The 14,167-nt window shown below is 69.9% G+C and carries 13 protein-coding genes; 8 read left to right on the top strand and 5 right to left on the bottom strand.

Annotated elements, in window-relative coordinates:
• Nucleotides 1-57 precede the first annotated feature (57 nt).
• The 4 genes from HPO96_RS02380 (at nucleotide 58) to HPO96_RS02365 (ending at nucleotide 4,681) form a co-directional block, all read left to right on the top strand.
• On the top strand, nucleotides 58-1,056 hold the full coding sequence (locus tag HPO96_RS02380; RefSeq protein WP_337796482.1) for a substrate-binding domain-containing protein: 999 nt from the start codon (nucleotides 58-60) through the stop codon (nucleotides 1,054-1,056).
• Between the two features lie 120 nt (nucleotides 1,057-1,176).
• Nucleotides 1,177-2,052 (top strand): ABC transporter permease, encoded by an 876-nt coding sequence (locus tag HPO96_RS02375; RefSeq protein ID WP_337796481.1) that lies wholly within the window; start codon nucleotides 1,177-1,179, stop codon nucleotides 2,050-2,052.
• The gene (locus tag HPO96_RS02370; RefSeq protein WP_171670595.1) at nucleotides 2,049-2,843 is read left to right on the top strand and encodes an ATP-binding cassette domain-containing protein; all 795 of its coding nucleotides are present in this window, start codon (nucleotides 2,049-2,051) and stop codon (nucleotides 2,841-2,843) included. The genes HPO96_RS02375 and HPO96_RS02370 overlap by 4 nt, the downstream gene beginning before the upstream one ends.
• Nucleotides 2,840-4,681 (top strand): glycoside hydrolase family 32 protein, encoded by a 1,842-nt coding sequence (locus HPO96_RS02365; RefSeq protein WP_171670594.1) that lies wholly within the window; start codon nucleotides 2,840-2,842, stop codon nucleotides 4,679-4,681. The genes HPO96_RS02370 and HPO96_RS02365 overlap by 4 nt, the downstream gene beginning before the upstream one ends.
• Here HPO96_RS02365 and ybaK read toward each other — a convergent pair.
• Nucleotides 4,668-5,153 carry a Cys-tRNA(Pro) deacylase gene (gene ybaK, locus HPO96_RS02360; RefSeq protein WP_171670592.1) on the bottom strand — a complete coding sequence of 162 codons (486 nt, stop codon included), beginning with the start codon at nucleotides 5,151-5,153 and terminating at the stop codon, nucleotides 4,668-4,670. The genes HPO96_RS02365 and ybaK overlap by 14 nt on opposite strands.
• A 465-nt stretch (nucleotides 5,154-5,618) precedes the next feature.
• Nucleotides 5,619-6,293 (bottom strand): helix-turn-helix transcriptional regulator, encoded by a 675-nt coding sequence (locus HPO96_RS02355; RefSeq protein WP_171670591.1) that lies wholly within the window; start codon nucleotides 6,291-6,293, stop codon nucleotides 5,619-5,621.
• 76 nt (nucleotides 6,294-6,369) lie between these two features.
• Between HPO96_RS02355 and folE the strand changes: the two genes are divergently transcribed.
• Nucleotides 6,370-6,984 (top strand): GTP cyclohydrolase I FolE, encoded by a 615-nt coding sequence (gene folE / locus HPO96_RS02350; RefSeq protein ID WP_171670589.1) that lies wholly within the window; start codon nucleotides 6,370-6,372, stop codon nucleotides 6,982-6,984.
• Nucleotides 6,985-7,009: 25 nt separating this feature from the next.
• Here the strand turns inward: folE and HPO96_RS02345 are convergent, their stop codons facing one another.
• Together HPO96_RS02345 and HPO96_RS02340 are read right to left on the bottom strand one after the other, a co-directional pair.
• Nucleotides 7,010-7,333, bottom strand: a complete 324-nt coding sequence (locus tag HPO96_RS02345; RefSeq protein WP_171670587.1) for a hypothetical protein — start codon at nucleotides 7,331-7,333, stop codon at nucleotides 7,010-7,012.
• Nucleotides 7,334-7,532: 199 nt separating this feature from the next.
• Nucleotides 7,533-7,886, bottom strand: a complete 354-nt coding sequence (locus HPO96_RS02340; RefSeq protein WP_171670586.1) for a DUF805 domain-containing protein — start codon at nucleotides 7,884-7,886, stop codon at nucleotides 7,533-7,535.
• A gap of 83 nt (nucleotides 7,887-7,969) precedes the next feature.
• On the opposite strand from HPO96_RS02340, the gene HPO96_RS02335 reads away from it, so the two are divergent.
• From HPO96_RS02335 to HPO96_RS02325, 3 genes are read left to right on the top strand one after another with little or no spacing between them, the layout of a single operon-like run.
• Nucleotides 7,970-9,376 (top strand): 3' terminal RNA ribose 2'-O-methyltransferase Hen1, encoded by a 1,407-nt coding sequence (locus HPO96_RS02335; RefSeq protein WP_171670584.1) that lies wholly within the window; start codon nucleotides 7,970-7,972, stop codon nucleotides 9,374-9,376.
• Complete coding sequence (locus HPO96_RS02330; RefSeq protein ID WP_171670582.1) at nucleotides 9,373-11,892, top strand: polynucleotide kinase-phosphatase; 2,520 nt, start codon at nucleotides 9,373-9,375, stop codon at nucleotides 11,890-11,892. The genes HPO96_RS02335 and HPO96_RS02330 overlap by 4 nt, the downstream gene beginning before the upstream one ends.
• 20 nt (nucleotides 11,893-11,912) lie before the next feature.
• Nucleotides 11,913-13,157, top strand: coding sequence for an alpha/beta fold hydrolase (locus tag HPO96_RS02325; RefSeq protein WP_238354677.1), 1,245 nt, complete (start codon nucleotides 11,913-11,915; stop codon nucleotides 13,155-13,157).
• 1 nt (nucleotide 13,158) lies between these two features.
• Here the strand turns inward: HPO96_RS02325 and HPO96_RS02320 are convergent, their stop codons facing one another.
• Nucleotides 13,159-14,139 carry a carbohydrate kinase family protein gene (locus tag HPO96_RS02320; RefSeq protein ID WP_171670579.1) on the bottom strand — a complete coding sequence of 327 codons (981 nt, stop codon included), beginning with the start codon at nucleotides 14,137-14,139 and terminating at the stop codon, nucleotides 13,159-13,161.
• Nucleotides 14,140-14,167 lie beyond the last annotated feature (28 nt).

Below are 14,167 nucleotides of genomic sequence, written 5' to 3'. Positions count from 1 at the left end.
GGGCGGACCGGTCTAGCTTCGCGACTCACAACCGACCCCGCTCGGGAGGGCAGACCCGTGAGAAGAACCGTCCCCGCCGTCCTGCTGACCGTCGCCCTGCTGGGGACGGCGGCCTGCACCCAGACCAAGAGCGGCAGCGGGGGCGGTGACAGCGGCGGGCCGGTCAAGATCGGCCTGGTCACCAAGACCGACACCAACCCGTACTTCGTGAAGCTCCGCGAGTCGGCCAAGGCGCACGGGCAGACCAAGGGCGCCGAGGTGATCGCCGTCGCCGGCAAGTTCGACGGCGACAACGAGGGCCAGGTGGCCGCGATCGAGAACCTCGTCCAGCAAGGCGTGAAGGGCATCCTGATCACGCCGAGCAATTCGACCGGCATCCTCGGGGCGCTCAAACAGGCCAAGGAGAAGGGCGTTCTGGTGATCGCCCTGGACACCGAGACCGATCCGAAGGACGCGGTCGACGCGACGTACGCGACCAACAACGTGACCGCCGGCGAGCTGGAGGGCAAGTACATCAAGGCCACCCTCGGCACGACGCCGCCGCGGCTCCTGATGATGGACGGCACCCCCGGCGGCACCGTCGACGAGCAGCGGCACCGCGGCTTCCTGCAGGGCATGGGCCTGAAGGACGGCGACCCCGCGATCATCGGCGCCGCCCCCACCAACGGCGACCAGAACAAAGCGCAGGCCGCGATGGAGAACCTCCTCCAGCGCGATGCGACCGTCAACGCCGTCTACACCCTCAACGAACCCGCCGCCCGCGGCGCCGTCGCCGCCCTGACCGCCAAGGGCCTGGCCGGCAAGGTGGCCGTCGGCTCCATCGACGGCGGCTGCCAGGGCGTCGCCGACGTCAAAGCCGGCAAGTACCTCGCCACTGTCATGCAGTTCCCCAAGAAGATGGCCGAACAAGGCGTCGACGCCGTCGTCGCCTTCGCCAAGGACGGCACCAAACCCGCCGGCTTCCAAGACACCGGCGCCCAACTCATCACCGACAAACCCCTCCCCGGCCTCGACTCCAAAGACACCACCTGGGGCGCCCAGAACTGCTGGGGCTGACCGATGAGTGTGACTGAGAAGGCGGCGCCTTCACTGCGCAACCGTTCGGCGGAAGCTTTCCTGCACAATCCCGCACTCGGACCGCTTGCTGCGCTGCTCGTCGCGATTGTGGTGTTTTCGGTGACCACCAGCACGTTCTTGACTGTGGACAACTTGAGCTTGGTGGTTCAGCAGTCGCTGGTGGTGGCGACGTTGGCGCTCGGGCAGACGTTGATCGTGCTGACGGGCGGGATCGACCTGGCGAATGCGGCGATCATGGTGCTCGGGACGATGGTGCTGGCGAAGCTGGTGATCGGCGGGAGTTCGTCCGTGGTCGCGCTGGTGGCCGGGTTCCTGGTGTGTGCTGCGCTGGGCGCGGTGTCGGGTGGGTTGGTGACGTGGCTGAACCTGCCGCCGTTCATCGTGACGCTCGGCATGCTCACCGTCGTCCTGGCGGCCGGGCGGTTGTACTCCGAGGGCAACTCGTTCCCGGTGACGGACAACCTGCTCGGCGTCCTGGGGGAGGGCGGGTACCTGTTCGGGCAGATCCGGGTCACCCACGGGATGACGCTGGCCGTGGTGATGTTCGCCGTCACCTGGTACGCGTTGACACGGACGGCCTGGGGCCGCCATGTGTATGCCCTGGGCAACGACCCGGAGGCGGCCCGGCTGACCGGTATCCACGTCGGCCGGACGCGGTTCAGCGTCTACCTGGTGGCCGGCGTGATCTACGCCTTCGCCGCCTGGCAAGCCCTCGGCCGGATCCCGAACGCGGACCCGAACGCCTTCCAGACCGGCAACCTGGACAGCATCACCGCCGTCGTGATCGGCGGCACCAGCCTGTTCGGCGGCCGCGGCAGCGTCCTCGGCACCGTGGTCGGCGCGCTGATCGTCGCCGTCCTGCGCAGCGGCCTCACCCAGGCCGGGATCGACAGTCTCTACCAGGACGTCGCCACCGGTGTGCTCGTGATCGCGGCCGTCGCCTTCGATCAGATCGTCCGGCGGAGGTCGCGATGACCGCCCCGGCCCTCCAGGCGCGCGGCCTGGTGAAGCGCTACGGCCGCGTCACCGCGATCGACGGCGCCGATTTCGATCTGCTCCCCGGCGAGGTGCTCGCGGTGGTCGGCGACAACGGCGCCGGCAAGTCCAGTCTGATCAAAGCGCTGTCCGGCGCGCTCGTCCCCGACGAGGGCACCGTTCTGCTGGACGGCGTGGAGACGCATTTCCACTCCCCGCTCGACGCCCGCCACGCCGGGATCGAGACCGTCCATCAGACCCTCGCGCTCGCGCCCGCGATGGATATCGCGACCAACCTCTTCCTCGGCCGCGAAATCCGCCGCACCGGCCCGCTCGGCAGTGTGCTCCGGCTGCTCGACCGCGGCGCGATGCGGCAGCAGGCCCAGGAACAGCTAGATGCCCTCGGCATCGAAACCGTGCAGCACATCGGCCAGTTGGTCGAGACGCTGTCCGGTGGTCAGCGCCAGGCGGTTGCCGTCGCCCGGGCGGCGATGTTCGGCCGCAAGATGGTGATCATGGACGAGCCCACGGCCGCGCTCGGGGTCAAGGAGTCCGGCCAGGTGCTCGACCTGATCCGGCGGATCCGCGACCGCGGGCTGCCGGTGGTGCTGATCAGTCACGACATGCCGCAGGTTTTCGAGATCGCCGACCGTATCCACGTCCACCGGCTCGGTCGCCGCGCTGCCGTCGTACGCCCGGCGGACGCGACGATGAGTCAGGTGGTCTCGCTGATGACCGGGGCCCTGCGCCCCGGCGACCCGGATGCCCCGCCCAACCTGGTGGACACATGACGAACTTTCCGTACCCGCCCACGAACTACCAAGAGGACAACCGCGGCCAGTTCCACTTCAGCACCCGCAGCGGCTGGATGAACGACGTGAACGCGCCGCTCTACTATCGCGGCGTCTACCACCTCTACTACCAGCACGCCCCGAACAGCCTGGTCTGGAACACCATGCACTGGGGGCACGCGACGAGCACCGACCTCGTGCACTGGCAGCAACGACCGATCGCGCTCGACCCGGCGATCCACCCCGGTGACCTGTGGTCGGGTGGCGGCGTCGTCGACTGCGGGAACGAGAGCGGCCTGAAGAACGGCGACCACGACCCGATCCTGGTCTACTCCGGGACGAACGGCGTCACGATCTTCTACAGCCTCGACGGCGGTGACACGTTCACGGCGTACGACGGCGGCCGCAAGGTGGTCACCCCGGCCGGGACGAGCCGCGATCCCAAGGTCTTCTGGGATCCGGTCTCGCAGCGCTGGGGCATGGTGCTCTGGTCCGATGCCGGCGGCAACGGCGCCGACTTCTTCAGCTCGACCGACCTGCTGTCGTGGACGTTCGCGTCGCGCTACCGGGCCGACTGGCTGTTCGAGTGCCCGAACATGATCCGGATGCCGCTCGACGGCACGTACCACTGGGTCCTGCACGACGGCGGCGGCCGCTACCTCGTCGGCGAGTGGGACGGTACGTCGTTCCGCACCGACTGGTCGGCGCCGCAGAAACTCAACCAGACCGAGACGTTCGCCGGCGCCGGCTACTACGCGGGGCTCAACTTCTCCAACCTGAAAGGCGATCGGGTCGTCTCGATGGCCTGGCAGGGCGAGAACTACGGCTCGATCTGGACCGGTAACGCGTCGTTCCCGGTCGACTTCAAGCTGCGGCGGACGACGGACGGCGTCCGCGTCGTCAGCACGCCGATCGCCGAGCTCGCGTCGCTGCGGGCGAACACCCGTACCTGGACGGATGTCGCTCTGGATGACAAATCGGCGCGCCGGCTGCTGAGCGGCGTCCGGGTGCGGACCTATGAGCTCGATGCGACGATCGACGTCCGGAGCGCGCGGCGGTTCGGGTTCCGGTTGCAGACCGGGCCGGGGGATTGGTACGACCGGGAGGTCGCGTACGACGTCCGGGCGCAACAGCTGGGCGGTGTGCCGTTGCGGCCGAAGTCGGGGAAGATCAAGCTGCGGATCCTGGTGGACCGCGGGCAACTCGATGTCTTCGGCAACGATGGCGAGGTCTACCAGAGCTACAACGTGAACTTCGACAGCCTGCCCGGCGGGGACGGCCTGGAGCTGTTCACCGAGGGCGCGATCCGGCTGGAGTCGCTGACGATCCACGAGCTGGCGTCGATCTGGCGACCGCCGGGTGAGTCGACCCTGGAGACCAGCCTGCAGGGGCCGTGGTACGCCGCCCGTGGCCAATGGAGTGATGTTGCCGCGGGCAAACAAGGCAAGTCGCCCGGCGACGGTTTCTACCTCAGCACGGCGACCGGGTCGGACTTCACGCTGGACGGCGACGTCCGGCTCGTCGAAGGCGTCGCGGCGGCGCTCACCTTCCGGGCGACGAAGGATGCCTCGCAGCATTACACGGTGAACGTCGATGCGGCCGCGAACGTGGTGAAGCTGTGGCGGCCGGGTCGCGATATCGCGACCGTCCCGCTGCAGGTGGAGCGCGGCCGCACGTACCACTTCACCGTGGAGGCGACCGGGCCGCGGATCAAGGTCGCGCTCGACGGCAAACAGGTCATCGACGCGAACGACGCGACCAGTGCGGCGGGCCAGTTCGGGATGAACGTCTACAACGGGACCGCCGTCGTCCAGGACGTGACGGTCAGCGCGCGATAGCCGCCGTCCGCGCTTTGGTGATCGTGATCAGGTCGGCGGGGGCGAGGCCGAGGTCGAGCCCCCGCCGGCCACCCGACACGTACACGGTGTCGTGGGTCGTCGCGGTCTCGTCGACCACGGTCGGCAGCGGGCGCTTCTGGCCGATCGGGCTGATCCCGCCGACGACGTACCCGGTCGTCCGCTCGGCTGCGGCCGGGTCGGCCATCACGGCCTTCTTCCCGCCCACCGCGGCCGCGATCGCCTTCAGATCGAGCTGCTTGTCCACCGGCACCACCCCGACCGCCAGCTTCCCGTCCACCTCGACCAGCAGCGTCTTGAACACCCGCTCCGGCGCGAGCCCCAGCACCTCCGCAGCCTCCAGCCCGAACGACTTCGCCGCCGGATCATGCTCATAAGCATGTGTGCTGAACGCAATCTTCGCCTTGCTCAACACCACCGTCGCCGGCGTCCCCGCCCCCTGCTTCTTCGCCACACCCAGGACCCTACCCGCCCCACCCCATTTGCTGGGCCAGCCCAGCGGCAGGCGGGTGTGTGAGGCGCAGGCGGCTGGCCGACCCACCCCCGGCTGGGTCAACCCAGCAAACGGGGTGAGCCGGGCTCGGGCTGGGGCTGGGGCTGGGGCCGGGGCTGGGCCGGGTTGTGCCCGTCTGAGCCCGTTTGCTGGGTCAGCCCAGCGGCGGGTGGGTGTGTGAGGTGCAGGCGGTTGGCTGACCCACCCTCGGCTGGGTCAGCCCAGCAAACGGGGTGAGCCGGGCTCGGGCCGGGGCCGGGCCGGGGCGGGGCCGGGGCTGGGGCTGGGGCTGCGCCGGGTTGTGGGGCTTGGACGGTGGTGGGCGGACGCCCGCCACTCACTTACTCCCGGTTCAGGGCGCCCTTACTCCCGGTTCGGGGCGTCGCCGGCGCTCGGCTGAGCGTGGGCGGGGCTGGTTCTGCATGGTTAGTGAGTGGGGGCGGTGCGCCCTCTGACAACAAGCCGGACGCAGCAGTGCCCGGCCGCCGGGAGCAGTTGGGCCTCCAGGGGGCTGTTTTTCGCCTCGGCCAGACCGTTCACCAGGTGCAGGTTCATGTGGCAGACGAGCTGGGTGAAGTCGGCGGCCAGGCGGCGGAACGGGCAGTTGACCAGCGCGATGTCGGCGCCGTCGGCGCGTGGTTCGAAGCCGTTGGCTTGGAGGGTCTCGACCAGCGAGTGGTCGGGGCGCGCGAGGGAGGCGCCGTAGGCGTGGGCTTGGCGGTTGAGGGCGTCGCGTGGGGAGGTGTTGGTGGCTTCGGCTTCTTGGACGGCGGCGGCGAGGAGGCGCCCGGCGACGGCGTACTGGCGTTCGGGGAGGGTGATCTCGATCTCGGTGTCGGAGCGGTGGTAGAGCTTGGCGGGGCGACCGGCGCCGGGGCCGGTCCGGCCGGTGCGGCGTTCGAAACAGGTGGCGAGCAGTCCTTCGTCGACCAGGCGATCGAGGTGGAAGGCAGCCGTGGTGCGGGGGATCGCGAGCGCGGCGGCCGCGTCGTCCCGGCTGACGGCGGTGGGCTGGGCGACGACGTACTCGTACAGCCGGCGCCGGGTCGGCTCCTCGAGTACGGCGACCGCCTGGAGGCCGGCGTCCCAGCTGCTGTCCACGGGACGATTCTATCGACAACATCCGTTGGTGAAACAGTATGATGTCCGTTCGTTGAACTCTCAGGGAGTGTGGCAGATGGCGATCTCCGCCGATCTCGAACCCGTTCCCCCGCTGCGCATCGTCGCCGGCCGGGAGCAGATCGACCTGCCGGCCGCCGAGCGCGCGGTCGCGGACCTGCTGACGGCGCTCGGGCGCGACCCGAACAGCGCACATCTGGCCGACACCCCGCGCCGGGTGGCCAACGCGTACGCCGAGATGCTGACGCCGCGGGAGTTCGCGCTGACGACCTTCCCGAACGACGAGGGGTACGACGAACTCGTCCTGGCCAAGGACATCCCGGTGCAGTCGCTGTGCGAGCACCACCTGCTGCCGTTCCAGGGCGTCGCACATGTCGGCTACCTGCCCGGCGACCGGATCCTCGGGTTGTCGAAGCTGGCCCGGGTGGTCGAGTTGTTCGCGCGCGACTTCCAGGTGCAGGAGCGGCTGACCAAACAGGTCGCCGACTGGCTGCAGAGTCACCTGGCGCCGAAGGGCGTCGGCGTCGTGATCGAGGCCGAACACCAGTGCATGTCGCTGCGCGGCGTCCGGGCGGCCGGCTCGCGGACGGTGACGTCGTCGCTGCACGGCATCCTGCGGGACAGCGATCGCTCCCGCCAGGAGTTCTTCGCGCTGACCGGCCTCACCCCGTAGCGGCGGCGGTCAGCCGAAGCCGAGGTCAGGCAGAGGCGACTGCCGGCGGGTGGTGATGGGTGTACCGGCCGGTGGCGAGGATGTGCGCCACCTCGCCCGGCAACAGGTCGGTGCCCGGGACGGGCTCCATCTCGGAGACGTCCAGCCAGCGGACGACGGTCGCGCCGTGGTGGCCGTGGACGGCGAGGATGGAGTCGAGATCCGGCCAGACGGCCGTGGACGGGTTCGCTCCGTGCCAGCGCAGGGCGACCGAGCCGTCGGTGAAGACACAGCCTTCCGCGACGACCCCCGTCCCGGATACCCCGCTGATGTCGGTGTAGCGCAGTAACTCGAAGGTCTGGGGTTTCATAGTCCTTTCCCCGTGGATCGGCCCGGATCGGGCGCGGTTGGGCGCTCGCCACAAACCGGGGACAAGTACCGAGTGTCAGCGGGGAAGAACGATCTGTAGCGACTCTTCTTCTGCAAACAAGCTAGGGCCAAAACCCCCGACACGCCAGACCGGGGCGGCGGGGTGGGGCAGAGATGGCACAGATGTCCCGCCGTGTGTCTCAGGAAACGGCTTTGGGGTTCGGGCCGAACTGGTTCGCGCCCGGCGTCCCTTCCTGCACGGCGAAATAAAGGATCACGAACCCGCCCAGCGGAACCAGCTGGATCAGCACCCACCAGCCGCTGCGATCCGTGTCGTGCAAGCGGCGGACCGTCACGCCGAGCGCGGGCAGCACGATCGCCAGGAGGTACAGCGGCACGAACACCCCGGCCCCGGGCGTGCTCAGCGCGTAGTCCAGCATCCGCATCACGATCAGCAGCAGGAACGTGAACAGTGTGAACGTCCAGTACTCGCGGCGCCGCGACCGGCCGTTGAACACGGCGTACTTCTTCAGGGCGATCAGATACCAACTCATGAGCCGACCGTAGCGGCGTAGGGGATCACTCACGGTGGGTAATTCGCTGCCGGGATGAACGCGGCGCGTGATCGAATGGTGCGGTGCTCCTGACGATGACCACCGACCTGGCCGGATTCGACCACCCCGCGAGCGATTTCGGGTTCCTGTTGCACAAGAACCCCACCCGACCTCAGCGGACCGAGATCGTCGGCGGCACCGCCCATGTGTTCTATCCCGAGGCGACGGACGCGCGTTGCTCGGCGGCCCTGCTGCTCGAGATCGACCCGATCGCGCTCGTCCGGGCCGGCCGCGGCAAAGCGCCGGAGGGGTTCACCCTCGGCCAGTACGTGAACGACCGCCCGTACGCCGCCTCCAGCCTGCTCGCGGTCGCGATGAGCAAACTGTTCCGGACGGCGATGACCGGGCGCTGCGATGCCCGGCCCGACCTGGCCGCCCAGCCGATCCCGCTGGAGCTCCACGTCCCTGCGCTGCCCTGCCGAGGCGGAACCGAGCTGGCCGAGCGGATGTTCGGCCCGCTCGGTTGGGCCGTCGATGCCCGGCCGGTCCCGCTCGACCCGGAGCTCCCGGCCTGGGGCGACTCCCGGTACGTCGATCTGCGGCTGTCCGGCGTCCTGCGGTTGGCCGACGCGCTCAACCACCTCTACGTCCTGCTCCCGGTGCTCGATGACGCCAAGCACTACTGGGTCGGCTCCGACGAAGTCGACAAGCTGGTGCGGGCCGGCGCCGGCTGGCTCGGCGCCCACCCGGAGAAAGACCTGATCTCGCACCGCTACCTCGCTCACCGCCGCTACCTGGCCGACTCGGCCCTGGAGCGCCTCGCCGAGGCCGACGGCGCCGCGCTCGCCGAGCCGGACGACGACGCCGAAGGCCCGGTCTCGCTCGCGGTGGAGCGGCGGACGACGGTCGCCGCCGTCCTCCGTGAGCTCGGCGCACGCCGGATCGTGGACGTCGGCTGCGGCGAAGGCGCCCTGATCGGCGAGCTGCTGAAAGACCCGATGATCGGTGAGCTGATCGCGACCGACGTCTCCGCTCGCGCCCTCATCGCGGCCAAGCGCCGCCTGCACTACGACGACCTGCCGGACCGGCAGCGTGAGCGGCTGCGGTTCCTGCAGTCGTCGGTCACGTACGCCGACGAGCGGCTGGCCGGCCTGGACGCCGCCGTCCTGATGGAGGTCGTGGAGCATGTCGACCCGCCGCGGCTGGGCGCCCTGGCGCACTCCGTCTTCCAGGCGGCCCGCCCGGCCGCCGTCGTGCTGACCACACCGAACAGCGAGTACAACGTGCGTTTCGAGTCCCTCCCGGCCGGTGCGTTCCGGCACCCCGACCACCGCTTCGAGTGGACGCGGGCGGAGTTCCACGCCTGGGCGACCGGCGTCGCGGCCCGGTACGGGTACGCCGTCGAGTTCCGGCCTGTCGGCGCGGACGACCCCGAGGTCGGTCCGCCGACGCAGCTCGCGCTCTTCCGGCGTACGGAGGTGGCCGCATGATCGACATCCCGGCACTCTCGCTCGTCGTTCTCGTCGGTGCCAGCGGCTCCGGCAAGTCGACGTTCGCGCGGACCCATTTCAAGGGCACCGAGGTCATCTCCAGCGACTTCTGCCGCGGTCTGGTCTCGGACGACGAGAACGACCAGGCCGCCACCAAGGACGCCTTCGAGGTGCTGCACTTCATCGCGGGCAAGCGGCTTGCCGCCGGGCGGCTGACCGTGATCGACGCGACCAACGTGCAGCCCGAGGCGCGCAAGGAGCTGGTCGCGCTGGCGCGTGAGCACGACGTCCTGCCGGTAGCGATCGTGCTCGACCCGCCGGAGCGAGTCTGCGTCGAGCGCAACGAGCTGCGCGGCGACCGGCAGTTCGGCGCGAAGGTGATCACCCGGCAGCGCGGTCAGCTGAAGCGCGGGCTGCGCAGCCTGAAGCGGGAGGGCTTCCGGAAGGTCCATGTGCTGAACAGCGTCGAGGAGATCGATGCCGTCAGCATCGAACGGACCCGGCTGTTCAACGACCTGACCGACCGGACCGGGCCGTTCGACATCGTCGGCGACGTCCACGGCTGCCGCCCCGAGCTGGAGCGGCTGCTGACCGACCTGGGGTACACGCTGCTCCTGGACGACGCCGGTCGTCCGATCGACGCCGTCCAGGAGGGGCGCCGGGCGATCTTCGTCGGCGACCTGGTCGACCGTGGGCCGGACAGTCCGGGCGTGCTGCGGCTGGTGATGGGCATGGTTGCCGCAGGCAACGCATACTGCGTGCCGGGTAACCACGAGGACAAGCTGCTGCGGGCGCTCCAGGGCCGCAACGTCAAGGTCAGCCACGGTCTGGAGACCACCCTCGAACAGCTCGAGCAGGAGACGCCGGAGTTCCGCGCGCAGGTCGCGGCGTTCATCGACGGCCTGATCTCGCACTACGTCTTCGACGGCGGGAAGCTCGTCGTCTCCCATGCGGGTCTGGTCGAGCGGATGCACGGCCGGGCGTCCGGCCGGGTTCGTTCCTTCTGTCTGTACGGCGAAACGACGGGGGAGACCGACGAATTCGGGCTGCCCGTCCGGTACCCGTGGGCGAACGAGTACCGCGGGCGCGCGATGGTCGTCTACGGCCACACCCCGACCCCGGAGCCGGAGTGGATCAACAACACGATCTGCCTGGACACCGGCGCCGTCTTCGGCGGCTCGCTGACTGCGCTCCGCTACCCCGAGCGCGAGCTGGTCGCCGTCCAGTCCGCCGAGGAGTACTACGCCCCGGCGAAGCCGTTGCATGTGGCATCGGCCCCGGCGCGCGAGCCCGATGTGCTGGAGCTGACCGATGTCACCGGGCGCCGGGTGATCGAGACGTCGGTGCACGGCCGGCTGAGCGTGCGCGCCGAGCAGGCGGGTGCGGCGCTGGAGGTAATGAGCCGGTTCGCGATCGATCCGCGGTTCCTGCTCTACCTGCCGCCGACGATGAGCCCGGTCGCGACCTCGCCGCTGCCTGGGCTGCTCGAACACCCGCTCCAGGCCTTCGAGACGTTCCGCGGCCAGGGCGTCACCGAGCTGGTCTGCGAAGAGAAGCACATGGGTTCGCGGGCCGTCGTCCTGCTGACACGGGACGACGAGGTCGCCGAGAAGCGGTTCGGTCTGGCCGGCCGCGGTGCGCTGCACACGCGGACCGGGCGCTCGTTCTTCGAGCCTGCGTTGACCGATGAGCTGCTGTCCCGGCTGCGCGGTGTCGCCGAAGCGGCCGGCATCTTCGACGAACTGGACACCTCTTGGCTGCTCCTCGACGCCGAGCTGCTGCCCTGGAGCGCCAAAGCCGAAGAGCTGCTCCGCGACCAGTACGCCGCCGTGGGCGCGGCCGCCCGGACATCGTTGCCCGCAGCAACGGCAGCTCTGGAGTCGGCGGTCGCGGCCGGGCTGGATGTCGGTGACCTGCTGGCGACGATGCAGAGCCGGGCGGTCAATGCGGACCGGTTCACCGCGGCGTATCGACGCTACTGCTGGCCGACCGACGGGCTGGACGGCGTGCGGATCGCGCCGTTCCAGGTGCTCGCGACCGAAGGCTCGACGTACCAGGATCGCCCACATGCTTGGCATCTGGACATCGCGGACCGGCTTGTTGCCGCAGGCCCCGAGTTGATCACGCCGACGCGGCGGTTGTTCGTCGACGAGTCGGCGTGGAGCGACGGCGTCGCCTGGTGGGAGGAGCTGACCGGCGCCGGCGGTGAGGGCATGGTCGTGAAACCCGCGGCGAACCTGATCCGGACGGCGAAGGGCCTGGCTCAGCCAGGGCTCAAGGTCCGCGGCCCGGAGTACTTGCGCCTGATCTACGGGCCGGACTACACCGAACCCGCCAACTTCGAGCGCCTGCGCGACCGCAACCTCGGACACAAGCGCTCACTCGCGCTCCGCGAGTACGCCCTCGGCCTGGAGGCCCTGGAGCGGGTCGCCCGCGGCGAGCCGCTGTGGCGGATCCACGAATGCGTTTTCGCCGTCCTCGCCCTCGAATCGGAACCGGTGGACCCACGACTGTGAAGAGTTACACGATCCCAGGAATGCATGTCCGCGAGCACGTCGTACCGGTGCCGCTGGACTGGTCGGATCCGTCGTCCGAGCGGATCGACGTGTTCGCCCGCGAGCTCGTCGATCCGGCCCGGAAGGACGAGGAGCTGCCCGTCCTGCTCTACCTGGCCGGCGGGCCGGGTGGGAAGGCGCCGCGGCCGCTGGCGCCGAACGGATGGGTCGGCCAGGCGCTGGAGTCGCATCGCATCCTCTTGCTCGACCAGCGCGGGACCGGCCGCAGTACGCCGGTGACTGCGCGGCGGATCGCGGCGTTCGACGACGGGCACGCCGCCGCGGCGTACTTGGCGCACTTTCGGGCCGACTCGATCGTGGCGGACGCCGAGCACCTGCGGAAGACGCTGTTCGGCGGTGAGCGCTGGTCGACGCTCGGGCAGAGCTACGGCGGCTTCACCACACTCGTCTACCTGTCCCAAGCGCCCGAAGGCCTGGCCGCTTGCTACATCACTGGCGGCCTGGCGCCGATCACGGCCGACGCGACCGAGGTCTACCGGCGGACGTATCCGCGGGTCGCGCAGAAGAACGCCGAGTTCCGCCGCCGCTACCCGCACGTGGCCGATCGGCTCGCCGCGATCGCGGACCGGCTCGCGGCCGGCGACGTCCGCCTGCCCGATGGTGACCTACTGACGGTTCGCCGTTTCCAGCTGCTCGGGATCGATTTCGGCATGAAGCCCGGCTACGAGCGGGTGCACTGGCTGCTCGACGAGGCCTTCGACGGCGATGAGCTGGCTGACGGATTCCTCAGTCAGGTCGAGGCGGCGACGTCCTTCCGCGGTAACCCGCTGTACGCCGTCCTCCAGGAGGCCATCTACGCCTCCGGCGCCGGTGCGCCCGCCTGGGCCGCGCAGGCCGAGCGCCCGGCCGAGTTCGCCGCGGAGGCCCGGCCGCTGCTGCTCACCGGCGAGATGATGTACCCCTGGATGTTCGAGGAGATCGCCGGGCTACGGCCGTTCCACGCCGCCACCGAGGCACTGCACGCGCGCACCGAGTGGCCGGAGCTGTACGACCTCGACCGGCTGGCCGCGAACGACGTACCGGTCGCGGCTGCCGTCTACTTCGACGACATGTACGTCGACTCGGGCCTGCAGCTCGACACGGCGAGCCGCGTCGGGAACCTGCAGGCCTGGGTCACCAACGAGTTCGAACACGACGGCATCGGGTCGGACCGCGTCCTCACCCACCTGACCGAGCTGATCCGCTCGGTCGGTGGGCCGCGGTAGCTCAGCGCAGGTTGAGGGCGGTGGCAGCGGTGTCGGCCGCGGCGGCGCCGTACGCCTCGGTCAGCCGGTCGAGGAAGGCGGCGCGGTCCAGGGTGTACTCCTGGGTGCCGACGGTCTCCAGGACGGTCGTGGCGAGTGTGCAACCGACCTGGGCGGCGACCTCGTGATCGAGGCCGGCGGCGCGGCCGGTCAGGTACCCGGCGCGGAAGGCGTCGCCGCCGCCGGTCGGGTCGACCAGGCGCGGCGCGGGTACGGCCGGGACCTTGGTGATGATGCCGTCGGCGTTCTCGATGACGACGCCGTCGCCGCCGTGCGTGGTGACGCGGACGCCGACCTTGCCGAGGATCTCCTCGTGGCTCCAGCCGGTCTTCTGGACCATCAGGCCGGCCTCGTACTCGTTGCTGAACAGGTACGCCGCGCCGTCGATCAGCGTGCGGATCGCGTCGCCGTCCATCCGGGCGAGCTGCTGGGACGGGTCGGCCGCGACGGCGATGCCGTGCTGACGGGCCAGCTCGGTGTGCTTGAGCATGCCGTCCGGGTCGTCGGCGCCGATCAGCACCAGGTCGATCCCGCCGGTCGCGGCGTGGATCGCGCCCAGGTCGAGCTCGCGGGCCTCGGCCATCGCGCCGGTGTAGAACGAGGCGATCTGGTTGGCGTCCAGATCCGTCGTGCAGGTGAAGCGGGCGGTGTGGACGTTCTCGCAGACGCGGACGTGGGAGACGTCGACCCCGGCCGCCGTGAGGGCGGCGCCGTACTCGGCGAAGTCGGAGCCGACCGAGCCGACCAGCGTCGAGGAACGGCCGAGCTGGGCCATCCCGTAGCAGATGTTCGCCGCGACGCCGCCGCGGTGCACGACCAGCTCGTCGACCAGGAACGAGAGCGAGACCTTGTGCATCTGCTCTTCGAGGAACTGGTCCTTGAAGCGGCCCGGGAACGTCATCAGGATATCGGTCGCGATCGATCCGGCGACGGCGATGCGCATACGGTGTGCTCCTCGATGGGGGTGGTGG

This window comes from Kribbella sandramycini (genome assembly GCF_013131805.1).
In the GTDB taxonomy this organism is placed as follows: domain Bacteria; phylum Actinomycetota; class Actinomycetes; order Propionibacteriales; family Kribbellaceae; genus Kribbella; species Kribbella sandramycini.
Note: the sequence above shows the minus strand (reverse complement) of the source record. Positions and strands in the feature narration are given on the sequence as shown.